The sequence below is a fragment of the Aurantiacibacter spongiae genome (assembly GCF_003815535.1).
Classification (GTDB): domain Bacteria; phylum Pseudomonadota; class Alphaproteobacteria; order Sphingomonadales; family Sphingomonadaceae; genus Alteraurantiacibacter; species Alteraurantiacibacter spongiae.
The window spans coordinates 1,759,474-1,783,734 of the sequence record NZ_RPFZ01000001.1 but is presented as its reverse complement, the minus strand read 5'-3'; the positions used below and the strand labels follow the sequence as shown (position 1 = coordinate 1,783,734).

Genomic DNA, 24,261 nt, shown 5'->3' with positions numbered 1-24,261 from the left:
AACGCCCTGAGAACTCGCGCAACGTGAGAGTCCTTCCCGCTCAAGAACGCAGCTCACTTGAGATACCGCACGAGTATCTATTCGATGACCGTGGCGAACTGAAATTCATACCTGACGCTACCGATCGGTCGCTCGTTCGCGTCACCCAAGGCAGGGATCATATGGTCCTGCAAATCGGCGGCGTAATCGGACGATTGCCAGTTACGGAGAGTCTGGCACTCGATATCTCTCCAAAGTTTTCGATATCAAATCTGGCCCGATTGTTAGCCCTGTCTGACCAATCCCTAGATCGAAGGGTCGGAGTGGATCGACTCTACGATTTCACTGCATGGACAGGTTATCTGCCAGAGCTGCTCTTGCGTAGTTTCGCGACCGAATTGAGAGCCATAAGGCAGGAAGGCTCCCACAGAAACTATCAGCGCGTCTCCCGCGAGGACATCCCCAAGCCAAAGCTGAACTTCCGGCGAAGCGAGCAGCAGTTTTGGGGACGAGGAATACCCACGCGAGCCGTAGTTGAGGGCTTCGATTTCACGATAGACAATCCGACAAATCGCATCCTGAAGGCAGCCCTGCGCCGCGCCATTCCCTTGGCAAGTGGCCAACGATCACTTGCTAATGAGTTGACGGTTTTCGCTGAAACGATCCGCACATACGGATTGGTTTCCGACGCGCCTAGGAGCACTATTGAACGCTCGTTTGCCGATGCGCTCGCCGAATTGCCGAGGTTCAAACCGCACCATAGCAGGGCAATTTGGATCGCTCGCGAACTGATAAATAGGTCGAGCGTGGTACTGGATTTCGCTGATCGAAGGCTGTCTTTGCCCTCCTATTTGATCAATCTGGACCGCGTTTTTGAGTCCTATATTCGCAACGTGCTGCGGAGCCAGCTGAATGCACTCGGTGCACAGATTCTTGTCCAGGATGGAAATCTCAAGGGGTTCACCAAACCACTGTTGAACGACAGCGATAGGTTCGTGGTGATGCCTGACATTCTGATATTTGCGGACGATCAGGTGGCACCAAGACTGGTTGCTGACGTGAAATACAAGACCCGACCCAAGGAAGAAGACCGCTATCAAATCATAACTCATTCTCTGAGCTATCACTGCCGCAAAGCGATGCTAATTTATCCCAAACGCCGGGGTGGCCCGTCGGGTCTAATCCGCCTTGGAGAGGTCGGGCCACCGTCGTTCCCCATTGAGCTATTCGAGTATCATTTCGAACTCGACGGGGTGTTGGAGAACAACGAAGATCAGCTTACTCATGCTGCAACTCGGCTTCTTAGCGATGACCTAGCCGCACCACCACTCATCCTTGCTGACGGCCAACCGATTGCAGTCTAAGGCCAGTCGGTACCCCAAGACTTCGACTGCTCCGATTCCAGAAACTGCCTGCAATATGAGAGTTGCTCTCGGTCCAAGAATGAGCCTCAAAATCTAGCGTATTGATCATTCGCTCTGTAAATTTGGGACCACACGCGCACATTGGGACCTGACCGCACACCGGGCGGAGCATTCGACCATCATTTTCGTATTCCTACGTGCTCGGCCAGGTAGCGCTCCAACTTTTCTACGGTTCGGCGGCGCGGCCTGCGACCAGCCCTCAGATCAAGCACAAAGCGCGGATCGCCAACGGCCCGACGACCAAACCGAGTCGCCGACATGTGCGATTCTTTCAAATGACGCTCAATTCGATCCAGCAATTTCATGGCCTTCCTCGACTCACTCCGCCCTTGTGTTCCTGTTTTGTTCTTAGTAGGAAGGTTCCATCGAGTCTAGGAGATTTCCTTCTCTCCCGAGACCGTCAGAAGGAACGACACGATGGAACATGTCAGAGAGGAGCTTGATCGCCTGATCCAGCAGCGACGGCTCGGATATTCCTCGATCTCGCGGATGATCGGACGAAACTCGTCCTACATTCAGCAGTTCATCAAGCGCGGCTCGCCGCGAAAGCTGGACGATGACGACCGGCGCACGCTTGCCAGCTTCTTCGGGGTCGACGAGCAAGTGCTTGGCGGACCGCCTGCACCCATGCGTGACGGGTTGATCGAAATACCCGTGCTCAATGTCGATGCATCGGCGGGCTTTGGAGCGATTGCCGAAAGCGAGACCGCCCATACCCGGTTCGGTTTCGACGAACGCTGGCTTAGCCGGTTGACCCGGGCAAAGAGCGCCAGTCTCTCTATCATCCACGTCCTGGGCGACTCCATGGAGCCGACACTCAGCGATGGCGATGAAGTGCTGGTCGATGCGTCGGACCAGGGTTCGCGGCTACGCGACGGCATCTACGTCCTGCGCGCCGACGATGCGCTGGTGGTCAAACGTGTGACGCTCAAGCCCGGTGGCCGCAAGATCACCATCAGCAGCGATAATTCGGCCTACCCCAGCTGGGACGATGTCGACCGGTCCGAAATTCAGGTGGTCGGGCGTGTCATCTGGTTCGGACGCGCGGTTTAGGAGCTCCCCTTGGCTTAGATCCCGATTTCGAAAGGCTTGACCCTTTCCTTGGTGAGTTCGGGCTTGTCACTTGCAGGCGAAGCGCTGGCGACATCCTTGTCTTGCGAAAGACCCTTGGCAGCTGCCGCCTTGAGCCTTTGCGTTACTTCAAGAGCCGAAGCTTTCTCGCCGCTGTTGGACTTGATGGCCCGGCCGAGTTTCTCGGCATTGTCTACAATCAGCGTAAGGCCGTCGCGAAGCCGGGTGACCGTAACCAGGAAGGTCTGCCGATTGGCGAGATTGCGTTCGCGGCTGTCCATTACCGCGATCCCGCGATCCGAGGTCAGTCCCTGCGCCATATGCGCATTGAGGGCATAGGCGAGGTCCATGCGTTTGAGCATGGGGTCGCCGCGGCTCAGGCGGAGCTCCTTCCCCCCTGATGTCTCCACCAAGACGCCCTTTGCGTCGATGGCCACGATCCTGGCCTGGTCGGCGTTGAAAAGCCCGCGCTTATGATCGTTGTCGGTCCAACGGATCTTGTCACCCCCAATGATGGACAGCGGTTTGCGTTCGAAGAGCGACAGCCGGCTATCGTCTGCGCCGGGGCGTAGACGCGCGGGATTGAACTTGCGAAGACCCCCCTTCCTGTCCTCAAGCACGAGCTGCTTGCGCGCATGGTCGATGGTTTTGACGGTGTAGTCGCCCTTGGAGAGTTTCTGGGTGCTGTCGCGCGAGCGAAAGTTGAGGACCATGCCCGGTTGGTATGTGCGAAGGTATCGCAGCTCCTCGTGTGTCACATTCACCCGCGAATGAACGGTCAGCCGGCCCGATCGTGGGCCGAGCTCGCCATTGGCCTTGAGTCCGCGCTGGACAGCTTCGTTGACCGCAGATCTCAAGGCCCGTCCCGACGCATAGATTGACGTCCGATCCCGATCCGCCGGGCTGAGCGAAAGCCACTTTTCGGCAGCCACAATCGCACTGTCCCCGCGTGCCTCGATGGTTGAAGGAGCAAGAGCCCGGAGCGCATCGTCGATGCGTCCTTCCTGCGCGGCGGCCTGGGCTCGCCGCAAGACGGGATCGCGGCCGCGCAAATTCACATCCATTTTGGCGCGCGCGATCCCTGCCTGTTGGACGAGGTCGAAGGGCTTACCGGCATCGACGGCGCCTAGCTGTTGCTTGTCGCCGACAAGAACAAGACGATGGACTTCGGCTAGGTTCGCCAGCCGTACCAGCTTGGCCTTGTCCTCGTTCGACACCATCGATGCCTCGTCGAGCAACAGGACATGGTCTCCGAGCGCGGTCCGAGCCTCATTCAGCAACGTGGCATTTCCCGGCTCGTGCAGAAGTCGGCCCCATTGCGCGAGAAAGCGGGCGATGGTCATCGAACGGATGCCGGTGTCGCGCTCGAGCATTTGGACGAGCGTGTTCTGCACCGCGAGCCCCAGCACCTGCTTGCCTTCCTCTCGGAGCAGCTGGGCAACCGGCTTCATCACGCTGCTTTTGCCCGCCCCGGCCATGCCCTGGATCGCTACGATCCTGTCACGCGATGAGAGCACAAGGCTCGCCGCATTCTCCTGCCCTTCGTTGAGCGAAATTCCGTGGTTGAGTGCGGCCACAGCCTGAACCCGCTGCGCGGCGTCCGGTCGATCCAGGATGGGCGACACCGCGCCTCGACCCTGGTCGACATTCGCGAGAATAGTGCCTTCAAGGTCAAGCGCCTCCCGGCTCGCCAGCCAGCCTTTATGTTCGCCTTTGCCGGGCTCGAGTGCGCCGCTTCTGACCAATGCGTTCACACGGGTTTCGATGTGGTCTACCGTCGTCGGCAGCCCGAAATCGAGCGCCGCCTTCAGCAATCCCTCACGGGGAAAGGCTGCCTCGCGCTGCGAGAGATGGCGCACCGCGGAAGCAACAGCCTGCGCGGCCGCGATGGTCGGTGCATCCTGCTTGAGGACATGGGCAGGGATCAGTAGATCCGCCGGATCGCCCTTGATCCGCTGCGCGAACTCTCTCAGCTTCGCAATTCCACGCTGAAGAAGGCTCGCTTCTTTGGAGCTGGGAATGTCCTTCGTTGCAGCCCGCATCTGCGACGCATCGATCAAACCGGCAAGGTCAATCCCGACTTCCTCGGCTTTCTGCCGCCAGGCATCGAGAAGGCCTTCCCGGTCCCTGACGGGCGCTTTGCTTTTCCTCGTATCGAGCACAGCAATGTCGCGGGTTTTCGGGGTGTTCTCACCCAGCTGGCGTACCGCGTCTAGGACTTCTTCGCGCCGCGTGGAAAAGGCCATGACCTGCTCGCGGGCAATGCTCGCGGCTTCGAAGTTGCCATGCTTTCCAACCGGCCCAGCCTCGTAGCACATCTTCTCGACTGCCAGACGAAAGCGAGCCATCGTCATCGAGTTGAGCAGCGTGTTGAACGACCAAAGTTTGTCGTTGCGAAGCGCGCGCCACTTCCCGTCGCTGCCTTGCGTGACATTCGCCACTACTGCGTGAAAATGCAGGTTTGGCTCCTGGTTACGGTTGGTGTCGTGCTGGAAAAGACCAATCGTCAGGTTATCTGTAGCGACCTTCCCGTAACCAGCCTGACTGCCCATCCGGGTCTGCGCCGCGTTCTTTTCTGCCCAGCGCAAGGTCTCGATGACGGCATCCCGATAGGCATCGATAATCCGCTGGTCGCCGCCCACCAGCGCGAGCAGCGACCAGCTTTTCGGGAGCGAGAACGTGAGGTCGGTTCCCGGCCTGTGGGCCTGGCCCGCGTTGCCGACCTGGATACCGCCGGGAAGTTCTCCCCGCAGCAAGGCATCGAACTGCTCGGTGCTGACGCGCCCCTCCAGACCAAGACGTTCCGCTCCCTTTCCGACCCAGGTTCCGGAACGATCGGCATCGGCGCCGGTGTAGTAATTGTCTGCCGCGAAATAGCTCGCAGCAGCCGAAGGGGAGCGCACATTGGCGACGGAAAGCATCCAGTCTAATCCTCGTCGGGCTCCCCTCGCGGCCAGGTAATTCCCTCCCCATTTGCCTTTCACATGTCGGGCTCGAACTCGCCGAAGTCCTTTTCCGGAGGATCTGCGACCGCGCCTTCGCGCAGGTCTTTTTCGACCGGCGTGAGCGACTGACGCCCGTTATCCGCCGCCCGGCCTCGTGGCGTCGAACCGCCCTTTCCAGCTGCATCATCGCCGGCGGTTCCTGGTTCGGACGGATGCTGTTCCGCGCCCATTGCTGGTGCATCCTCACCGGTTTGCACTGCGGCGAGAGGTAGCGTTGGACCTGCATCCAGATGCGTATCGGACCGGGTTTCGGCATCGAGATCACCAATAGCGCGCCCTGCATTTAGCTTTTCAAGCGGCACAGGCTCCTGCCGATCTTGCGGTTCATCGGCGACACGGAGCTGCCCCTCGAGGTCGAATTTGAGCTGCTTTGAATCGACAGGCTTACCGGCACCGTCGTCATTCGAAGCGGGATGCTCGTCATTCGGTTTCGAACACGGTTTTGCCTGGAGCGTAGCTGCCGCAGGACCTTGGGCAGGCTTTATGAGCGGTTTCTCGCGGGCGATAAAACCTTCGGCGATTCGACCACGCGTGCGCGGAATGAGCGAGACCGGCGCAGCGGGAAATCCGTCGGGGAACTTGATGTAGGCCGACAGCCGCGGAAGGTTCATGAATTGGTCGGGCAGGAGCAACGGCTCGATCTGCCGCCTGGGCGTCAGGCTGACTGCATCGCGCGCATTGTTGTACCCGTAGCTGTAGCCCTCTTCCATGTCGCGCACCTGCCGGTGGCCGATGAAATCAGAGCACCAGGTCGCTGTCTCGCGATCGGCCGTCGCCAGGATGAGTTTGGTGCGCGCAAGCGAGGACAATGTCGTGGCCATGTTCTCGCCGTAGACTTCCTTGAGCTTGGCAAACGCATGCACGCCGGTGACGATCGCCCCGCCAAAATTTCGCGCCGTTTGCAGCCCTTTTTCAAGGGCCGGCAGTCGGTGAAGGGCGCCGAGTTCGTCGATCAGAAACCACATCCGCAGGTCCTGCGTGCGCTCGAGCGTCATCAGCGTATTCATCGCCGTGTCGAGCCACAGCGTCAGCAATTGCGAGGAGATGCTCATGTCGACATAGCGGGCAGAGAGGAACAGGATCGAGCCTGCCTGGCAGTCGCCTTTAACCCAGTCGCGGACCGAAAAGCGCGGTCCGGTAGAGGGCAAAAGCTTCAGCACTTTCGCATTCGCATTGAACACTGCGCGGATCGATTCCGCCATGCGTGCCGCTTCCGGAGCGGTCAGCGGATCGGCCATGGTGCCGCGCATCAGCTTATGCACTTCGGACAGGTCAGCGGTCATCAGCCGCCGAGCCAAGGCCTCGTTGGTCGCTGTGCCGGCACGGGCAAGATGGAGACACATCTCCACGAACAACATGCGCGCCGCGAGCACCCAGAACTGTTCTGAACCACCTCCGTCATGGGGCACGAGCGCTTCGGCAGCGGCATGAAACTCAGCTTCCGTCGTGCAGTCGTTGAACACGCTCCACAGCGGACACCGAACATCAACAGGATTGAGAATGATGTCGCGCGCGGGATCATAAAAGGATTCGATAAAGGCCCCTGTCAGGTCGAAAATGACCGCGCGCTGGCCGCGTTCACGTGCTTCGGCAACGAGTTCGGTGAGCGCTACGGTCTTTCCGGTTCCGGTCGTACCGATGAGCATGGCGTGGCTCTGCTCGAGCCGCCACGGCCAGCTCACGCCGGCGAGATGTGCAGGTTGGTAATGGCCCGCCTCGGCGAGCGCCGACGAGCTCGCAAGCCGCCACTTCCAGCCGAACTTGCGTCCCAGTTCTTCGGCCCTGAATGCCTTGTTGTGACGCTCGATTTCTTCTTCGAGTTCGTCGAGCGAAACCAGCATTGCACCGCGTTCGTGTTTTCGTTCCTTCGACCGCCCGCCAAAGCGCTCGGCGAACCACCAGAAGAACACGAAGGCCGGGATCAGCAGTACCGCCGAGACCAGCAATCCCTGCTTCACTGCCGTACGAAATGCTTCGACCGCCTCGCGCATCGGCGGGAACTCGCGAACGATGCCAAACGGGAGGCCGACCCTTTCGCCGTCAAGCAACTCAAGGTTGACCAGCTTGGCAGGATCGAACTCCATGAAGGCATAGAGACTGGCGTAGATGTGCATCCAGACCAGGTAGATCTGGTGATCACTCAGAGCCGACCGCACTTCCCAGTAGCAGGTGCCGACAGCAACAAGGCCTGTGACAATTAGAGGCCCCTTCAGGCCGGCTGCAAACATGAAGCCGAAGTGGCCGAGCAGCTGGCTCCCGCGGGTGAAGTTCAGGAGATTATGCTTCATGGGAATGGCCTCCCATGTTCGCGTTGACGGGGAGGCCAAGACGCTCGAGGCGTCGCCGGTAAGCCTCGTGCGTACGGTCGCGCAAACTCGCGTCAGAATGGCTGGCTAGAAGCGCATCGAGCGCCACCGAAATGAAGATAGCCTGGCGCGCGGGATCGAGCCCTGCGGGGCGTTCTTTCGCCTCGTTATCGCGCTGCCACGCTGCGACGATGAGGTCACGAATAAAGACGCTGACACTCACGCCGTAGTCCGCGGCACACTGGCGAACCCAGTTACCAACCGAGAGAGATACGAATGTCTGAAGCCGATCTTGTCGGGTCATGAAACAGGTTCCTTGTCGGGCCGACGGAACCTGGCTCACCTTGCGGAAGGTGCTGATGAGAATAAATCGTGAACAACTCGCAGTCAATCGAAAGATTCAGACAATATTTCAGAGTGATAAATGGATGTGAGTTGTCTGCGGATCAGCGCAAAGCCGCTCTACTCGCAGACGGGTTGATTCCGCCCAAAACCAAATTCTTCAGCAATAACAGAGAGATAAATCCCGAAATCGCGGGGTAGGGTGTGCTCCCTTGTTCCCAAGTGCGCGAGGTGGTCCAGTCAGCAACGGGGATTGATCAAGGACGACCATTCCCGACCTCCACGATGGAGCGCGAGCAACCAGGCCTGGCACCTCTTCGGATGCAGATCGAGAGCATTTCGACGCTTCCAGCCAACGACAGCACCTGCGAAAAAGGCAGCGGCCAAGGGCGCGTGGGAAGCAAGGCAAACGGGGCATGTCGCGTGCCCAACTTCCCGCCGCCCGACCCGGTGCCGGTTCGCAAGTGCGCGCGGGGCCCAAGAACAAATTACGCCGCACCCTCAGGAGCGCATCGCAAGATGCGCGGGACAGAGTGCGTCCACAGCCCCGCTCCATTTATCGGGCGCCGCCGCATTGCGGTGGGCGACCGTCAGAGCAACCGACCGAACCTGATTCTTGTGCTTGATTGGACTACCCGGCGAACAAGAAAAAAGGGCAGGAACCGTTCCCGGTTCCCGCCCTGTCAGTAGTCTCAGAACTCGTCGAGCATGCCGCCGTGGACCGTGTGGACCACCCGCGCTGCGAGATGCGCTGGCAAGATGTTGTAGTCACCCTCGTCGAGGGCAAAGTACCCGAGTTCGTCATCCTCGATAACGTGCTGATCGAAGAAACTGTGCAGCGCTCTCTTCTCGGCTGTTTCCAGAGCCTCGAAATAGCTCCGTGACGGAAGGGCGCAATGCATCGAATAAGCCATGATAATCCTCCTGATTTCTGTCGCGAGACGACAGGAGGTGCGCGCGATGGTCTTGTGCATCCCGGGTCAGGGATCGCCCGGATGGGCGACCGCGCCAGCGGCGGTGGGGGTAACGATTTTGTTCGCTACCGGATGCAATCCGGTGGCGGGCAAAATGGTGGGGCCCCGCTGTCCTTGAGGCGGGAGGCGCAAGGCCATCATGCTGGGAGAACCGTGAGCAAGGACCCACCACCTCCGCCCCAATATCGAACGCCTGCTGGGTGCGAATTGCCTTTCCTACACCCCGATGACGCGGGCATGAAAACAACCGGGGAGCAGATCTGAGGGGGACAAAAGGATAAGTAACATGCCCCGAAACAGGAGCGCGATTGCAGCCCTGCAAAAACTCGAAGCGGACCGCGAGGCGCTCGACGCCAAACAACGCGAACTTGAAGTGCAAGCGGCCAGGGAACTCGGCGAGATCATCCTGGGAAGCGGCCTCGAAAGCTTCTCGAAGAAGGGTCTGAGGAAGGTTGCCGAAGAACTCGGGAAACTCGGCGAGGATGCCGCGATCGAGAAACTGACTGGGCGCGGTGCAACCCGTGCTTCGAATACAGCGCCGGGAACCCAGTAACCACAGAAGAAGAGGCCCTGCCGCTTGCGGCAGAGCCTCTTCGCAAGGGGAACGATCGAGATCGATGTCAGTCGATCTCGGGAGCGTCGGTGTTGTCGTTGTCGTCGCTCGAACCACTACCGCGGGAGAGGAAGTCGACCTTGTCGGCGAGGATTTCGGTACCGTAGCGCGTGACCCCGTCCTTGTCCTCCCACTGGGTGTAGTGGATGCGCCCCTGGACCGATACCAGCTGGCCCTTGGAGCAGTATTGGCCGACGGTCTTGGCGAGGCCGTTGAAGCAGGTCACCCGGTGGAACTCGCTTTCCTTGGCGGTGTAGCCGTTCTCGTCCTTGTAGGTCTTGCCGTCCTTGTCGCGCGCGGGGCGATCGGTGACGACGGTGATCCCGGTGACATTGGTGCCGCCCTTGGTCTCGCGGGTTTCCGGATCGCGGGCGATGCGGCCGGTGAGGATTGCGATATTGGTCATGATAGTAGTCCTTCAGTTCCTCAAACCGGAGACCATCTCCGGCTTGCGAACATCCAGAAGAAGCAGGGCATGGGAGGACTGCACCGCAGGGGCGAAGCTCCAAGGGAAACCTGTTCCTGACGGGTGGCGCGGGCAGGCAGCGCAGCTGCCAACACGGCCGTCAAAGGAACGGGTTGCCGTCCTCAGCTGACCTGGTTCAGGACTGTTCGCGAAGAAAGCCGGATGGGTATCGGGTGCGGGTCTGAAGGTGCCGTGACCGGCACTTGCAATCAGGCTTCGCCTTCGCCTTCCGATGCCGCCAGCAGATCCATGAAGTTGCGGGCTGCTTCCCGATCTTCTTCGTTCTCGAACGCCACATCGAGATCGGGGGCGGACCCGAACATGTGCAGGAACGACCACAGGGCAAAGCGCTTGCCCCGGTCCTCCTCAAGGCCGAGATCGACCCGGCAATGCTCGATGCCGGCTGCAAAGGTGTCGGGAGCAACCCCGGAGAGGACGGTGGTGGCAAAGTAGCGCTGCAGCAGATCGTCAAGTTGCATGACCGGTCCTTAGTCAGGTCGGTGCCGAATGCACATCCAGGCATTTCAAATATGGATGACGAAGCCCCCCTCAGGACCTTGGAGAGGTACCCAAGAGGCCGCGACGATCGACCACGGTGATACGGCGCGTCTTGGCATCGATCACCAGCCGTTCGGTCACGCCATTGCCCGGAAAGGCGACAACGTAACGCGGATTGAGCGCGAGCATCTGCTCGTTGCGCTTGAACCCAGCGCGGGCACCAAGCCGACGATCGAGCGAATATGTCAGCTGCTGCACTTCGCGGCGTTCAGCCCAGCTGGCGGCGAGGCGATCGGCACCCTTGCCGTCGCCGCCATGGACGAGGAAGAGATCGGGAACCACATCGCGAACCATGTCCAGCGTTGCCCAGACGTTGTCGGCATATCGCTTCGCATCCTCGGCGCTCTCGAAGCTCTGGCGACCACCGGCAAAGACGATTGGAGTGCCTTCCGGGATCAGGGCATGGCGCCGGTTCTCTGCGCGTGCGCGAAGGAAATCGCGGGCATCGATCACGGCCGATGTGAGGTTTCGCGAATGGCTCGTTCGCGAGCCGGACACGGGCTTCCAAGAGGAACCGGTCTCGTCACGGTAGAGTCCTGCTGCAGCCTCGCGCATCTGCTCGAAGACCAGCATGCTGGCTTCGGCGGCCTGCGCGCGTTCGACCTGCTCCTCCAGATTGCTCGAATGTACCTCGGAGCCATCAGCCGATGCGAGCAGGACCCGGATCTCGTCGCTGGCCCGGTCAAGCTGAGCGGATTTGCGGCTGGCGGCACGATGAAAAAGATTGACCACACCCCAGGCAATATCCTCGGCATCTGCTTCCAGGGCCGTGTCGGAAAACATCGCGAAGAGGTCGGACCATACGGCGCCAAGCGTCTGATCGATCGCATCCTCGCAGGGAAAGTCAGTCGCGTTGAAGGGGGCCGGCCTGATGCTGAGGCCTGAAAGGTCAAGGCCGCTCAACTGGTCGATGAAGCTGTCGTACATGGGGTGTCTCCTGATCGCAGGGACAAGGAGAGGAGGCACCATTGCCGCGACCCTGTCCGCCGGAGCCCGATCAGGGCCGGGAAAAGGGGCGAGACGCACCGCGTAGCGGGAAACCTGCGGCCCTAGGCTGGCGCGGGAAACACGGGCTGACGGGCCGCAGGTTGCGGCGCGCCCCGACCGGCCCAAGGGCCTCTCCCGGCGGACAGGGATGAGGCAGGATCAGAACCCGGTGACGCAAGCGGATCGGGAGCGCTCGAAGATCGCTTCGCCATTTGAGAACCGACCGATCAGGCGCAACTCACCAAACAGGTCGATGAACCTACCCGAGACCTGGCCAAGCCAGTGCCGCGCCCTCGCCGTTCGTGGGTTGTAGATGTCGGCTTCCCAGTACCGGGCATCGTCGCGTTCGGCGAGCCAGATCGCGGCAAGGCCGCAATAGGTCGATATGCCGCAATCGGCGAAGGTGTTGCGCAGGAGGATACGGTCTTCGCGGCCGCGCCATCCATCGAAGCGCTGAAAGGAAGGAAAGGCTGCCTTCGTGGTAACGATGACTTCGTCGACGAGGCACTCGTAGACCCAGTCGATATCGTCGTCTTCGCCGTCATCAAGCAGGCGAAAGGCCACCACGGAGCCGGTTGGATAGCTGACGGAACGTCCCATATCACTGCTCCTCAGGCTGCATCAGCGAGATCGACGTCGTCCTCGCTTTCACTGGATTGGTGACCACCCAGTTCGAGGAGCAGGCTGGCCGCTTCCTCGGCCTTGGCCGCAGCGCTCAGGATCGCGCGCTCGTCCGATTTGAGGATCTTGAGCCAGGATGCGATGTAACTGGCGTGATGGTCGAGGTGGGTGACCGGAAGGCCCAGTTCTGCCCCGAGAATGGCCGAGGACAGTTCTGCGATCAGTTCCTCGGCAGCATAGGCGTCGCTGCCGAAGCGGTTCTTGAGATCGCGGTCGAGCCGCGAAGAATGACCCGTCCAGTGCGACAGCTCGTGCGCGAGCGTCGCGTAATACTGGTCGTAGGCTTCGAAGAGTTCGGCTGGCGGCATGGTGACCCGGTCGCGCAGCGGCTCATAATAGGCTTGGGCGCCATGATGGCGCAGGTCTGCGCCCACTTGACCGAAGAAGGCATCGAGCCGGTCTTCGCGTCCTTCGGGTTCAAGCGCGGCAACCAGCGGCTTGGGATGATAGAATGCAGGGAGGCCGTCGCACTGGTCAGCGTTGAACACGGCGTAGGCCTTGAGCACGCGCCGGCTCTCGGTGTCTGCTTCACCTTCGGGGTTCTCGACCTCCTTGATGTAACTCTTGTAGAAGATCGCGATGGTCGATTTCTCACCCTTGCGGACCTGTCCGCCGAGCGCCTGACACTGGCGGTAGGTCATCCAGTAAGGCGAGTCGTAGCCGCAGCCATCGGCCACCATCCACAGCCAGAAGGTGTTCATGCCGCGATAGGGCGTCCCGCAGGAGCGCAAGGGCCGCGAGACCGGCACACCGCGCCACGGCTTTACCCAGGGTTTGGTGCCTTGCTCGAGCTTTTTGATAATGGCTGCGGTAAGGCGTTGGGCAGGCGAAGTCGAAGTAGCGCGGCGGGATTTGGTCATGGGAGTTCTCCTGATCGCCGGGACGAACATGCCCCGGTTCAGGCCGAGCAAAGCTCCCTCTCCTCTCGTTTAATGGAACGCTAAGCGCCCTCTCGCCGGCCATAGAAGAGATGCCGCTGATCTCCTGAATGTGGTCATCGGATCACTCGGCTCAATCTGTCCAAAATGTTGGACGGTCCGGAACGTCTGCTTTCAGCAGCGCTGCTTGGGATAGCAGACGCCCCCCGATGGCGAATCTGCGTCTCGGCTTCGCCTCGCCTCCAATCAGGTTCAGTGCCAGCAGCTAGGTGCCTAGATTGATCTTCGTGCTTCTATGGCAGCATCGCCGGCTAGCGCTCCTAGACCGGTGGCAGATTACGACCTTTTACTGAGTAGGTAGAGGATCCTAGAAGTAATCCAAGTCGGTAGGAATTTGACAAACGCCCTTGTCTTGCCGCTGCTCCTGATTCAATCACATGTCACCGGGGCATCACTTCGCCGCCGAACAATCAGGTGGGGATGATGCGGGTAGCACGGATCGTAATTCAGAACTTTCGCACCTTCGCATCGCTTGACGTGAACGTCTCTGATGATTTGTGCTGCATCATTGGCGAGAACAACACTGGTAAGACCGCTATCCTGCGAGCGATCCAGATCTGTCTCGACAACATGTTGCCCTCGAGCTTTCGGTCACTGCTGCGCGAGGACATCCACTCCGCGATCGATATTGCCGAGCCAAGCCAGGTTCTAATAGGCATTGAGCTGACAGGGTTCGAAGGCAAGGTAAACGAAGAAGCCCTGGTCAGCACTTGGAAGACCGCCGCAGATCGTGCGCGCATATTCTACCGCTTCCGTCCGCGCCCGGCTGTCCGGGAGCAACTTGCGAGTGGTGACATCGCACCCGGGACGCTGACACTTGAGGACTATCAGTGGGAAATCCGCGGTGGTGGTGATCCCGCGATCGACCTCACCGACATTGCCTGGGATGAAGAAGGGATCGGTGAATCCGTGCGCTTCGCTGACCTGCAATCCTACCTTCTCGTTCATCTCCCCGCGCTTCGTGATGTCGAGAACGACCTACGCAATCCTCGCCAGTCACCGCTTATCCGCCTCATTGAGGCGTTCGAGATCGATCAGGTCGAACAGGATGCCCTGATTGCCATCCTCGACCAGGCCAATCAGGCAATCGCGAACTCGGCGACTATCGCCGAGATAGCAGGGGCAATCGACGCGCGGTTCAAGGATGTCTCTGGCCCCGCGTTCGAGATGGACGCCACGCTCGGCCTCTCCGCCGCAACCTTCCGTGCGATCATTCGCAACCTGAAAATCATTCTGTCGGACCTGTCGCTCACCTCGTTCGAACCCGGCCGCAACGGTCTTGGCATGAACAACATCCTCTACATCGCGATCCTAATGGAATATCTCCAGCGGCGCATGGCGCTAAACCGCTCGGCCGGCCAGTTGATCCTGATCGAGGAGCCTGAAGCGCATCTCCATCCCCAGTTGCAATTTTCGCTGATCGCGGCCCTGCGCGCGATCGGCTTGCAGACCATCCTGACCAGTCACAGTACCCAAGTGACTTCACAAGTTCCGCTGAGCAGCATTGTATCGCTCACCAAGCGCGACGACGCGACCATTGCTGCGGGCAATCTCGCGCTCAATGCGGCGCTGACCACGCCAGAGATTGCCGATCTCGAACGCTATCTCGACGCAACCAAGAGCGCATTGCTCTACGCCCGCAAGGTCATGCTGGTGGAAGGGCCAGCCGAGATGTTCCTGATCCCGGCGCTGATCGAGCATGTGTACGGCGTGAAGCTTGAGCGGCTCGGCATCTCGGTTATCGCGATTCATGGCGTCCATTTCGACGTCTATGCCAAGCTGTTCCGCGCCGGCTCGCTCGAGAAGAAATGCGCCATCGTGGCCGACGCTGACATGAAGCCGTCCGACGCCGAGGACTTCGATCCGGAGACCGACGCCCCCGATCTGGTGGCACTGGAAAGCGACTTTGTGTCCACATTCGCGGGCGCCACTACTTTCGAACGTGAACTGGTATCGGTCGGGCGCCTGCCGATGCTGATCGAGACCGTTCGTGCTCTCGGCGCGCCGCAGATCCTTACGCAGATGGAGAATGGGCTCGCAACGCTCGCGCTCGGGGGACTGGGCCTCGCCGAAGAGACGGCGCTGCGCGTCGAGCTTGGCCGTATCACGCTCAATACCGCCAAGCGCTTTGGCAAAGCGCGCTTCGCGCAGATAGCAGCGCGCTACGCAAATCTCGCGTCCGATCTGCCGCCCTATATCGAGCAGGCCTATGAGTGGCTCACCGAATGATCCGGCTGACACCAGAACAGCGTGAGGCGGTCGAACATGACGGCAATCTTCTGCTGACGGCTTGCCCGGGCAGTGGCAAGACGCGGGTCATTCTCGCCAAACTACTGACGCTGGCCGATCAGGTCGTCGGCACGCCCCAATTCATCGGCTGCATCACCTATACCAATGCAGCGGTCGACGAGATCGAGGCCCGGTTGCGCACATACGGCAACAACGCAATCGCGGACCACTGTGAAATCTCCACGATCCACGCTTTCTGCCTGCAATTCATCCTGCGTCCCTATAGCTGGCTGATTCCCGAGGTACCGGCGTCGTTTCAGGTGCTTTCCCGCGAGAACAGCCTGTTCGAGCAGATCGTGACGGCGGTCGAGGATGCCTTCGGTCGAATGCCAGCCGGGCAGGTGTTCGAGGACTATGAATCGCTTCGCATTGACGTGAACGGCGAACCCTGCGGCCAAGGTATCGAGACCGGCATCGTCACGGACGAATCCGCCGCGCTCTATTGGGAACGGGTCCGCGCCCATGGACACCTCGATTTCGCGATGATCCTCTATTATTCTTGGAAGATTCTCCAACAGCACCCGTTCGTCGGACGGGGTATCGCGAGCCGCTTTGCCTGGCTGCTGATCGACGAATTCCAGGATACCACGGATATCCAGATCGCCATCTTTGGAGCGCTCCGGCATTTCCTCCACACCCGCTTCTTCCTCGTTGGTGACCAGAACCAGTCGATCATGCGCTTTGCCGGCGCTCGCCCCGAACTCGCCGAGCAGTTCGGCGATCAGATCGACGCGCACCGCGACACGGCCCTGACCGGCAACTTCCGATGCGGGCCGGCGATAGTCAGCACTGCATCAACACTCATCCCCACCCTGCCGGGGATGCAGTCGGCGGGCGATGCAGCCCAGCTCGCGGCGGAAGTGAACTACGTCCACGTCGACCGGCCGATCGACGCCATCACCGACCATTTCCTGCCCGCCCTGCAGGATGCTGGCATCCCGCTTGGCAAGGCCGCGATCCTAGCGCCATGGTGGACGCATCTCATCCCCGTTGCCCGCGCCCTCCGTGAATTCGACGTCCCGGTCTTCGGTCCGGGCGCGCGCCCCTATAAGCGTCGCCGTCTGCTTGCCGGACTTGCCGAGCAACTTGGGGCCTGCGCCGAAGCCGGCAATTACCTCGGACTCCCGAGTGTCGAGCGAGCACTGTTTCGGCTCATCAGTGATCTCACCGGGAACTCGCGCTATGATATGTTCAGCTATCAGGGGCGTCGCGCGGCACTCGGCCTTATCTATCTCGCTCGCGAACTTGCCGACCAACATCCCGGCGGTGTCGTATGGCTGCGCGCTATCGCCCGCGAGGCGGGCGACTATCTCGAACTCGAGGAATGGTTGCCGGGCAACGCCAAACAGCCGCTGATCGATTCCGCCGAAGAAATGTTATCCGATATGCAGGCCAGCAAGGTCGATCTCGCGAATCTGCAGATCTCCGATATGGGCCTATTCGCCAATCCCGAGCATGCGCTCAAGCTGATCACGCTGCACAATTCCAAGGGGCGCGAATTCGATGGTGTCGCTTTGATCTGCATGAACAACGGCAGTATCCCGCACTTCTCGACATCAACGCAGGAAGCCTATGATGAGGCACGACGGCTGTTTTATGTGGGGCTGACCCGAGCCAAGCGAGTCCTCGTCGTAGCGTCCGATCAGTCTCACTGGAAGAACACGCCAACCCCCTTCATCGCGGAGGCTGGCCTTGGATGAGCGCAGCTTGCTGCGCTTCGCTTGGCGGCCGATTTGTGGTCGGTGCGCGAAGCCTTGGGTACAGGGTAATGCGTTCCAAGATCTCGCCGTCGTGGTCGCGTTCGAAGCGCTCGGCCATGTCGTTACAGCATGCTGGCGACGCTAACTCTGCACTAATGATTTTGTAGATGGAATGGGGGGGAGAATGGCGGTCACGGCAGCAGCCTATGTCGGAGCCGCGGTGATTGCCGCGAGTGCCGCTTTCATCGGCGTGGTTCTAGGCAAGGAACAGAAGACCACCGAGTTTCGTCAGGATTGGATCAACGCGCAACGCAGCGACCTTGCACGCGTCCTCACCCTTGCCAGCAATGCCCGCACTCAGGCCTGTGACAAAAAAGCGGAAATCCTTATCGACTTCGACGAAGCACTGAATCGAATCCGTCTTCGCGAGAACCCCGAGAAGGAAGAGTGGAAATCGGTACTCGAGGCGCTCGATCGCTTACGCGACGCCGCATTCGCCCAAGAATACGGGGTCGATCCGATGAGCGATCAGAACCGTATCATTGCTCTGTCGCAAGTGCTGCTCAAGGCCGAATGGAGCCGCGTGCGCGCGGGCGAGACCTGGTTCAAGGCCGCCAAATGGCTGCTCCCACCCGCCGTCCTGTTCGTCGGACTTGCGCTGGCTTATGGCAAAGGTTTCATCCAACTAAGCTAGAGATTCCGTAGGCGGGCAGCTAGATCGGGGGCAGCCCAGCCCTGACCAGGACGCGACTCATGTCATCGACACAGCACTCGCGCAGGGTTTCGAGGTAGTCGGCAAGGCTTCTGTCTCGGATGTCGAGATATCCGCTGGTCCGCTGAATCGTGCCATCTTTGAGGCCCTGCTCAAGCGCTGACCGTAGCCGGCGGAGGCAGCGATCGATCTCGCCGAGCGTCTCGCGCGCGGAGACGTCGCTCAGTTCGCGATAGCCCCCGATCGCCTTGCGGATGACGTGGCGTGATTCGCGATCGACGAGTTCGCCAGTACGAACCGCTCGCTGCGTATCCTTGAGCGCATCGAGAAACTCGGTCGGCGATTCGCAGTGGAGCGGGATTTCGAAGGCGGGACGCTGAAACGCCATGGCGAAGGTCTGGAGAATGATTTCGTCAAGGTCGGCAGGGGCGCGAACACCGATGACGTCGCGGTAATAGTCGCGCTGGAGCCGGGGATAGTTGTTGAGCGCCGAGATGCACTCATCCCAAGTCCATACGATCGCGATACGGTCACGCTTGGCACGGTCCCATTCGTCGTTGAGCTCATCGACCCAAGCCTGCACGCGGGTGTCGCGGCGCACGGTCGTCGCTAGGATCCAGAGTCTAAGATCGGGCTGGAAGGCGAGCGCCGCATTGGCTTCCTTGCGCAGAAAGGCGCGGTTGATGGGCCCGCCGGGAAAGGGATTGTTGTTCTCGTCCAGTTCGGCGAGCCGCTTGCACTGGATGCCGATCATCCCGAAACGCGCCGACCTTCCGTAAATGTCTACGCCACTTTGCGCCTGGCCAGGTCGACCGACTTGCTGGGCGTTGGGCACATCATAGGTTTCGGTAAGCAGGCCGACGCAGAGCTCCTCGAATTGTTGCCAGTAGAGCGGCGGCTGAAAGAATTGCGAAACACTACCCATGATCGGTTCCACTTGCACGCGGGACCTTGTGCGACCCGCTCGGGATTTTGGCGGCTCCGGCCTTAGTTGTCGGGAAATGTAAATAGCGTTTGCCGTCCCATCGCCGGTAGACGAATTCACCGACGACGGCGGCGTTAATCGCTTTTAGCGTGGTCTTAAGCGCCGCAGGTTCGAAGCCATGGTCATAGAGGCGATTATAGAGAATGGACCAAGCTAGGCACGAATCGGAAAAGTGGACGGTGTCGGCGGTCGAGCCGAACACCCAGCCGAAGATCACGCCGGCCTTGGTAAGCGATTTCGTGAGTTCGCGGTCGCCCCCACCGCAGGTCGCCATCACCAGCGCATGATCCGCGCCCGCAACTGGAGCGATGAGTTCAACGAATTTGTCCCAAGTCAAGCGCTTGCCATTTGTGAGCGTGACGCCCGTGTTGCTCCCGTGCGAAGAAAAATGGAAGATCTTGAATTTCCGCCTCGCCGCTTCACGGATCGCACGTTCGGCAAGTTTGCGCGTGAAAGCCACGCGATATTCGGTCTTGGTTCCCAATATCCGCAGGATTTCGTTGGCGGCATGGCCGTCGAGCCGGCGCTCAAAGAAATCTTCAGGGCTTAAAGTCTCGAGAATGTAGACCCCGTCCAACATTGTAGGCTCCGTTCAAACCGTTGCTCGATCATAGACACGCGCCCGGGCTATTTTCGCAATATTGAAAGAACGACGCTTGGGATGTGCGGATGAACCCGCCTTCTCTTGGGGGCCTTTCGCCCATTGCTGCATCAGCGAGCAACTGAATTGTTGGCAGCTTTTCCAAATTTCCCACCCAAAATCCGACGGTCCGCTCGCGGCCCAATGGCCGCCTACCGGCTTCACATGAACCAACAACAGCTTTTGGCAAGCTGGGCTGAGGTGCTAAACGTCAGCTTTGTCGGCGGGATTGGGTTTTACATATGGTTGAGCTTATTTGACGACAAGCTGCCGGAGGTCCGCGATGCGCTGCTCGATCTCCTCGTCCGAGACCTCAACCTGCAGCTTCTTCTGGACGAACTGGAGCCGGGCCTCGTTCTCGCGTACGACCTCGGCCCAGGTCTTGATCCAGAACTTGAAGTTGTCGCCGTGGAGGAAGAGACCGTGGGGCCGATCCTTCTGATAGATTCGACTGTGAATGTCGGTCTCGAACTCGCTGGCGACTAGGAAGAAGTTCCAGCTGGTGTCGGTGTGGGTGAACTCGACCTCCTGGCGGATCGCATTTACATAGTCCTCAACCTGGTCGAGCTCCTTGCGGCCGAGCTTGAGCAAGGGACGCTTGAGCTCGATCAAAAGGTATTCGCGCTTGCCCTCGTCGGAATGCGGCACCGAGCGGCCGAGGAAGCAATCGACCCGCCCGGTGCTGCCGTCGAGCTTAGTGACCTTGCGCCGGCCCTTGCGTTTGGCGCCTAGGTCCTCCGCGACGCGGTTCATCACCTTCGTCAGGCCGCTCTCGGCCATGGTAATGTGGAACTGCTCGCCAAATAGCCATGTGTTGTCGCGAACCAGCGCGTCGAGCTCGCCGCGCTCCTTGACGGTTCGCCGGAACTTGGGGTCAAAGACCATGCCCTTCAGCACCTCAAGCGTCGTCACGCGATCGGAGATGAGGCTTGATGCGCCGATGATGTTGCCGAGCTGGGTCTTCTTGAGAAGCGCCGAGAACTCCGACTGCTTGGCCTTGCCCAGGTTCACCACGGCCTGGAGGATGGTCGAGAGGTCGTCGGGGTTGTGCTTGATCGCCTCCTTTAGGAGGGTCAGCGTCATGCGCTTGAGCGGGGTCTCGGCCCGCGAGAAGTCGCGCGAGTGCGAGTTGATCGCGTAGGTCGCGATGTCGAAGACCTGCCGCTCGCGTCGCTCGATCTCGTCGCGCGGCTCGCCCTCGTAGGGATAGGCGCCTTGGTCCTTGAGCTCCTGGATGACGCCGAGCGATTGCTCGCTCATCCGCGACCGGAAATAGTCGCCGAGCGCCTCGCGGATGTGGCCGACCACGGCCAGGAAATTCGGCTCGCCGAGATTATCGAGCTCGAGCAGATTGTCGTCGGCGATCTCCTGGAAGAAGGCGCTGTAGGCGTAGGCCGAGAACTCGAAGCCCGGCGCGGTGACGTGCGCGGGCTGCGAGCCGAGGACGATGCCGTCCTCGCCGCCGAAATGGATCTGGCGGGTCTCGCTCGCCGACTTCCACTCGATGACCTTCACCTTGAGGTCGTCAATCGTGCGGTCGGGAAGCTGGATGACCATGGGTGGCAGGTCCTGCCAGCGATGGATGGTGACGTCGGGATCGACCTTGAAGCCGTTGAACCAGATTTCGGCGTTTGGATATTGCAGGACATAGGGCGCGAACAGCGTGCTGAACTGCCGGTAGGCGTCGGGCGTCGAAAGCGCGTCGAACGTGTCCTTGAGCATGGTGAGGAGCACGGTCGTGCCGGTGTTCTCGCCCGTCGGCGCCTCGGCCTCGACCACCTCGCAGCGCTCGAGCGACTTTGCGTGTATCTCTAGCGTCCGCGACGAGAGACCTTCCTCCGAGCGGGTAGTCGTGAACCAGCGCGCCCGCTGCGCGAGCGAGTAGAAGCGCAGGCGGCCGCGGCCCTCCTTGCCGTGAATGGCGCGGCCAAGGCCGGTGCGGTGGGTGTCCCGCTTCCAGCTATCGCCAAGGTTGCCGAAGTCATGCTCAGCGCTCTTAGCCGATATGCCAGAGCCATTGTCGACGACGCGGATCGCGCCGAGGCCGCCGAGGTCATTGCGCTCCAGCGTCACCTGGATGCTGGTCGCGTCGGCGTCGAGCGCATTCCAGACGAGCTCGGCGATCGCGCGGACGGGATCGCGGGTCGCCGCGTCGCGTTCGAGAAAGTCTTGTTTTGCCTGGAGATTCAGTGTGGTCATGCGCGGACGGGTTTCCCTCTTCCTCGACCTTAGCCGAACGGCCACCATCGATAAAGCGAGAGCGGAAAACGAACGCAATGGGCGCTAACGACCGGGCAAGCAGCCCATTTGCGCTCCCTAGCTTCGCCGAACAAACGTCGGCTTTTAAGGAGAGCATCCGGCGGCCGGAACGTCGGCTATGTCAGCGACTACTGACACGCTTCCTCATCACTAGGAATGTCGCTTTCAGAAGTATCGTTTCGGACGCCGCACTGGAAGAACACGAAAAGGCGGCCCGTCGCGAGAGCGACGGACCGCCTGCCGAGTGACCTGGACCTGTCAGGAGGGGTCAGGCAGCCTGCTCGGCAATCTCATCGGTTGCTTCAGCGTTGACCGCCCCGTCTCCGTCGTGGTCAGCCAATTCGACTTCTTCGTAACTGGCGAAACGCATGATCGGCGGAACCCAAGCCTGCGCCCGCTCCTTGACGTCGGCCTCGCCGATGAAATTACCGGAGAAGATGCGCTCGGCTGCACTCGCAAGCTCAGCCTTCTTCGAAGCAGCGTACCGACTGACCAGTTCGGGACCGCCGGCGGCATCGAGCGCCTCGAGCGTGCGGGCCTTAGCCACCCGGTCGAAGTAGTTGTTCGCCGTGGGACGCCACCAATGCGCGGTCTCGATTTCGAGGAACGAGCCGAGCGCCTCGTGCAGCGGTACCGAGCGTTCGCCTTCGCAAGCCAGGCTGGCAACGAGTGTGCGCGAGACGACATGACCAAGCCAGGCCGAGCGCGCCTCATCGGAAAGCGCCCGGAACCTCGCAAACCGCTCCACGTCGCATTCGCCAGCACGCCAGCTTTCATCGAGCGACCCGGCAAACTCGGCCAGGGCATCGCTCGCCGGGGCATCCTTGGCCTCAAACCCGGTGACCGGGCCGGACGCTACCGATCCGACAAGCGTTGACGCCTTCTTCGCGCGCCAGTCATGTCCATCGGCATCTGCGAGCGTGAAGACCATGAAGTCGAGCGCCAGTGCCGGATCGTTGGCGAGATGGATCGCCAGGATATCGCGGCGTTGCATGGCCAATTCGTCGAGCAGGCGCTGCGACAACGAGCTTCCGTTGGGCTTCGCCGGACCGCTCTCTTCAATGGGCTCGACCACGCCTTCGTCGGTGATGACCTCGGTCTGGGTGTAGTACTGCGGGACCAATGTCGGCTCGCCATTGCGCGAGAGGACGAGGAAGGCACCGGCCTCGGGTTTCAGTTCGTCAGCGAGTACCGGCGGCCGATCATTGAGCGCGCGCATCGCGCGGTCGATCACCACGAGTTCCTGTTCGGCCTTGGCGACCTCGTCCTCGTCGCTGTCTTCGTCTTCCAGCACCGCGGCGACGCGGTCGTAATCGGCCTCAAGCTCGCCGAGCTCCTGCGCTTCCTGTTCGGTCATGGGCGCAGGCTCACAGGGCAAGCGACCCAGACCTTCAACAATGTCATGGCTGACATAGGTGCCAAGCGTCGGCCGCACCCAGGCAAGGCCATATTCGAGTGCGGTCTTTTTTGCCGCCTGTTCCATGGCCTTGTGTGCGAGGTCTTCGAGCAGCGCGATATCGATCCAGCTCTCGCTGGCATCATCGTCGAACAGTTCGCGCTCGATCCGGCCGCCTGCGGCGAGGTAGGCATCGCGTCCGACGAGCACAGCTCGCGGATCGGAGCCACGCACCGTGGCATCGAGCACCATGCGGCGGATCGTGTCGGGCGTGATCTGGTACCAGGCATCCTGCAGTTCGGCATAGACATGCGCCTGACGCTCGACGTCGGAAATCGCGCCATAGGCCTTGGCCATGTCGAGCGTGATCGTTCCTTCGGTGAGCGCTTCGAAGACGCATGGCGCAAGAGAGGCCAGGCGCAGACGTCCTTCGACGAACCGGACGGTGAGGCCAAAGCGGCGCGCCACGTCTTCGGTCGTGGCGCCTGCCTCGATGATTGCCGCGAAAGCCTGCGCCTCGTCGGCCGGATTCATCGCGAGACGCTGGAAGTTCTCGGCAAGACTGGCTTCGCGCACTTCGCTTTCTTCGCCTTCGATGACGAGGCAGGTGACCTCGTGGTTGTCGGACAATGTGCCCTCTTCAGCCAGCGCCTGCAACGCGGCGAGACGGCGACCGCCTGCTTCGACCTCGAACTTGCCGCGCTTTCCTTTGCGCACGACGAGGTTCTGCAGCAGGCCGCGCGCAGCAATGTCTGCCCGCAGCTGGAGGTCGGCCAGCACGTCGCTCGACTTGCGAACGTTGCGCGGGCTCGGGACGAGCTTCTTCAAGGGAATCGACTGGATCATGGGTGTTCTCCTGATGGAATGAAGGCGCAGGTGAGGATCACGAGGCCCACAAGCCCAAAGGCTCCCTCCACTCTCATTCTGAGATTGGGG

The 24,261-nt window shown here is 60.6% G+C and carries 20 protein-coding genes; 6 read left to right on the top strand and 14 right to left on the bottom strand.

Going from position 1 to position 24,261, the window contains the following annotated elements; translation table 11 throughout:
* Positions 1 to 23 precede the first annotated feature (23 nt).
* On the top strand, positions 24 to 1,343 hold the full coding sequence (locus EG799_RS08695) for a 5-methylcytosine restriction system specificity protein McrC (protein WP_123880379.1): 1,320 nt from the start codon (positions 24 to 26) through the stop codon (positions 1,341 to 1,343).
* A 179-nt stretch (positions 1,344 to 1,522) separates the two neighbouring features.
* On the opposite strand, the gene EG799_RS08690 is transcribed toward EG799_RS08695, so the two are convergent.
* Positions 1,523 to 1,708 (bottom strand): hypothetical protein, encoded by a 186-nt coding sequence (locus EG799_RS08690; protein ID WP_123880377.1) that lies wholly within the window; start codon positions 1,706 to 1,708, stop codon positions 1,523 to 1,525.
* Positions 1,709 to 1,820: 112 nt separating this feature from the next.
* Here EG799_RS08690 and EG799_RS08685 point away from each other — a divergent pair, with 112 nt between their 5' ends.
* Positions 1,821 to 2,456, top strand: a complete 636-nt coding sequence (locus EG799_RS08685; RefSeq protein WP_123880375.1) for a S24 family peptidase — start codon at positions 1,821 to 1,823, stop codon at positions 2,454 to 2,456.
* 14 nt (positions 2,457 to 2,470) lie between these two features.
* On the opposite strand, the gene mobF is transcribed toward EG799_RS08685, so the two are convergent.
* The 4 genes from mobF to EG799_RS08665 form a co-directional block, all read right to left on the bottom strand.
* Complete coding sequence (gene mobF, locus EG799_RS08680) at positions 2,471 to 5,395, bottom strand: MobF family relaxase (RefSeq protein WP_123880373.1); 2,925 nt, start codon at positions 5,393 to 5,395, stop codon at positions 2,471 to 2,473.
* 59 nt (positions 5,396 to 5,454) lie between these two features.
* Entirely contained in the window at positions 5,455 to 7,767 is a 2,313-nt protein-coding gene (locus EG799_RS08675; protein ID WP_123880371.1) for a type IV secretion system DNA-binding domain-containing protein, read from the bottom strand.
* Positions 7,757 to 8,089, bottom strand: coding sequence for a hypothetical protein (locus EG799_RS08670; protein ID WP_123880369.1), 333 nt, complete (start codon positions 8,087 to 8,089; stop codon positions 7,757 to 7,759). Before EG799_RS08670 ends, EG799_RS08675 begins: the two co-directional genes overlap by 11 nt.
* Before the next feature lie 730 nt (positions 8,090 to 8,819).
* Positions 8,820 to 9,041, bottom strand: a complete 222-nt coding sequence (locus EG799_RS08665; RefSeq protein ID WP_050599527.1) for a hypothetical protein — start codon at positions 9,039 to 9,041, stop codon at positions 8,820 to 8,822.
* A 346-nt stretch (positions 9,042 to 9,387) separates the two neighbouring features.
* Here EG799_RS08665 and EG799_RS08660 point away from each other — a divergent pair, with 346 nt between their 5' ends.
* Entirely contained in the window at positions 9,388 to 9,654 is a 267-nt protein-coding gene (locus tag EG799_RS08660) for a DUF6437 family protein (RefSeq protein WP_123880367.1), read from the top strand.
* 67 nt (positions 9,655 to 9,721) lie between these two features.
* Here EG799_RS08660 and EG799_RS08655 read toward each other — a convergent pair whose 3' ends face one another.
* From EG799_RS08655 to EG799_RS08635, 5 genes are all read right to left on the bottom strand, one after another.
* A complete protein-coding gene (locus tag EG799_RS08655; protein ID WP_123880365.1) occupies positions 9,722 to 10,120 on the bottom strand; it encodes a single-stranded DNA-binding protein in 399 nt (132 codons plus the stop codon).
* Positions 10,121 to 10,389: 269 nt separating this feature from the next.
* The gene (locus EG799_RS08650) at positions 10,390 to 10,659 is read right to left on the bottom strand and encodes a hypothetical protein (protein WP_123880363.1); all 270 of its coding nucleotides are present in this window, start codon (positions 10,657 to 10,659) and stop codon (positions 10,390 to 10,392) included.
* Between the two features lie 70 nt (positions 10,660 to 10,729).
* Positions 10,730 to 11,665: a DUF2493 domain-containing protein gene (locus EG799_RS08645; RefSeq protein ID WP_123880361.1), complete on the bottom strand. Its 936-nt coding sequence runs from the start codon at positions 11,663 to 11,665 to the stop codon at positions 10,730 to 10,732.
* 219 nt (positions 11,666 to 11,884) lie between these two features.
* A complete protein-coding gene (locus tag EG799_RS08640; protein ID WP_123880359.1) occupies positions 11,885 to 12,325 on the bottom strand; it encodes a hypothetical protein in 441 nt (146 codons plus the stop codon).
* Positions 12,326 to 12,336: 11 nt separating this feature from the next.
* Positions 12,337 to 13,266 carry an ArdC family protein gene (locus tag EG799_RS08635; RefSeq protein ID WP_123880357.1) on the bottom strand — a complete coding sequence of 310 codons (930 nt, stop codon included), beginning with the start codon at positions 13,264 to 13,266 and terminating at the stop codon, positions 12,337 to 12,339.
* 498 nt (positions 13,267 to 13,764) lie between these two features.
* On the opposite strand from EG799_RS08635, the gene EG799_RS08630 reads away from it, so the two are divergent.
* The 3 genes from EG799_RS08630 to EG799_RS08620 all read left to right on the top strand — a co-directional run bounded on the left by EG799_RS08630 (position 13,765) and on the right by EG799_RS08620 (position 18,027).
* A complete protein-coding gene (locus EG799_RS08630; RefSeq protein WP_325051124.1) occupies positions 13,765 to 15,573 on the top strand; it encodes an ATP-dependent nuclease in 1,809 nt (602 codons plus the stop codon).
* Complete coding sequence (locus EG799_RS08625; protein WP_123880353.1) at positions 15,570 to 17,333, top strand: UvrD-helicase domain-containing protein; 1,764 nt, start codon at positions 15,570 to 15,572, stop codon at positions 17,331 to 17,333. Before EG799_RS08630 ends, EG799_RS08625 begins: the two co-directional genes overlap by 4 nt.
* Before the next feature lie 184 nt (positions 17,334 to 17,517).
* Positions 17,518 to 18,027, top strand: a complete 510-nt coding sequence (locus EG799_RS08620; RefSeq protein WP_123880351.1) for a hypothetical protein — start codon at positions 17,518 to 17,520, stop codon at positions 18,025 to 18,027.
* 19 nt (positions 18,028 to 18,046) lie between these two features.
* Here the strand turns inward: EG799_RS08620 and EG799_RS08615 are convergent, their stop codons facing one another.
* From EG799_RS08615 to EG799_RS08600, 4 genes are all read right to left on the bottom strand, one after another.
* Entirely contained in the window at positions 18,047 to 18,982 is a 936-nt protein-coding gene (locus EG799_RS08615; RefSeq protein WP_123880349.1) for a PDDEXK family nuclease, read from the bottom strand.
* Positions 18,963 to 19,607 carry a hypothetical protein gene (locus EG799_RS08610; protein WP_158611048.1) on the bottom strand — a complete coding sequence of 215 codons (645 nt, stop codon included), beginning with the start codon at positions 19,605 to 19,607 and terminating at the stop codon, positions 18,963 to 18,965. The genes EG799_RS08615 and EG799_RS08610 overlap by 20 nt, the downstream gene beginning before the upstream one ends.
* A gap of 315 nt (positions 19,608 to 19,922) precedes the next feature.
* Positions 19,923 to 21,869, bottom strand: coding sequence for an ATP-binding protein (locus EG799_RS08605; protein WP_123880345.1), 1,947 nt, complete (start codon positions 21,867 to 21,869; stop codon positions 19,923 to 19,925).
* 328 nt (positions 21,870 to 22,197) lie between these two features.
* Positions 22,198 to 24,171, bottom strand: coding sequence for a ParB/RepB/Spo0J family partition protein (locus EG799_RS08600; RefSeq protein WP_123880343.1), 1,974 nt, complete (start codon positions 24,169 to 24,171; stop codon positions 22,198 to 22,200).
* Positions 24,172 to 24,261: the final 90 nt, after the last annotated feature.

Bases quoted from the DNA above. Each gene is read 5' to 3' on its own strand.
- EG799_RS08690 (WP_123880377.1), bottom strand. From the start codon at position 1,708: ATGAAATTGCTGGATCGAATTGAGCGTCATTTGAAAGAATCGCACATG.
- EG799_RS08685 (WP_123880375.1), top strand. From the start codon at position 1,821: ATGGAACATGTCAGAGAGGAGCTTGATCGCCTGATCCAGCAGCGACGG.
- mobF (WP_123880373.1), bottom strand. From the start codon at position 5,395: ATGCTTTCCGTCGCCAATGTGCGCTCCCCTTCGGCTGCTGCGAGCTAT.
- EG799_RS08675 (WP_123880371.1), bottom strand. From the start codon at position 7,767: ATGAAGCATAATCTCCTGAACTTCACCCGCGGGAGCCAGCTGCTCGGC.
- EG799_RS08670 (WP_123880369.1), bottom strand. From the start codon at position 8,089: ATGACCCGACAAGATCGGCTTCAGACATTCGTATCTCTCTCGGTTGGT.
- EG799_RS08665 (WP_050599527.1), bottom strand. From the start codon at position 9,041: ATGGCTTATTCGATGCATTGCGCCCTTCCGTCACGGAGCTATTTCGAG.
- EG799_RS08660 (WP_123880367.1), top strand. From the start codon at position 9,388: ATGCCCCGAAACAGGAGCGCGATTGCAGCCCTGCAAAAACTCGAAGCG.
- EG799_RS08655 (WP_123880365.1), bottom strand. From the start codon at position 10,120: ATGACCAATATCGCAATCCTCACCGGCCGCATCGCCCGCGATCCGGAA.
- EG799_RS08650 (WP_123880363.1), bottom strand. From the start codon at position 10,659: ATGCAACTTGACGATCTGCTGCAGCGCTACTTTGCCACCACCGTCCTC.
- EG799_RS08645 (WP_123880361.1), bottom strand. From the start codon at position 11,665: ATGTACGACAGCTTCATCGACCAGTTGAGCGGCCTTGACCTTTCAGGC.
- EG799_RS08640 (WP_123880359.1), bottom strand. From the start codon at position 12,325: ATGGGACGTTCCGTCAGCTATCCAACCGGCTCCGTGGTGGCCTTTCGC.
- EG799_RS08635 (WP_123880357.1), bottom strand. From the start codon at position 13,266: ATGACCAAATCCCGCCGCGCTACTTCGACTTCGCCTGCCCAACGCCTT.
- EG799_RS08630 (WP_325051124.1), top strand. From the start codon at position 13,765: ATGATGCGGGTAGCACGGATCGTAATTCAGAACTTTCGCACCTTCGCA.
- EG799_RS08625 (WP_123880353.1), top strand. From the start codon at position 15,570: ATGATCCGGCTGACACCAGAACAGCGTGAGGCGGTCGAACATGACGGC.
- EG799_RS08620 (WP_123880351.1), top strand. From the start codon at position 17,518: ATGGCGGTCACGGCAGCAGCCTATGTCGGAGCCGCGGTGATTGCCGCG.
- EG799_RS08605 (WP_123880345.1), bottom strand. From the start codon at position 21,869: ATGACCACACTGAATCTCCAGGCAAAACAAGACTTTCTCGAACGCGAC.
- EG799_RS08600 (WP_123880343.1), bottom strand. From the start codon at position 24,171: ATGATCCAGTCGATTCCCTTGAAGAAGCTCGTCCCGAGCCCGCGCAAC.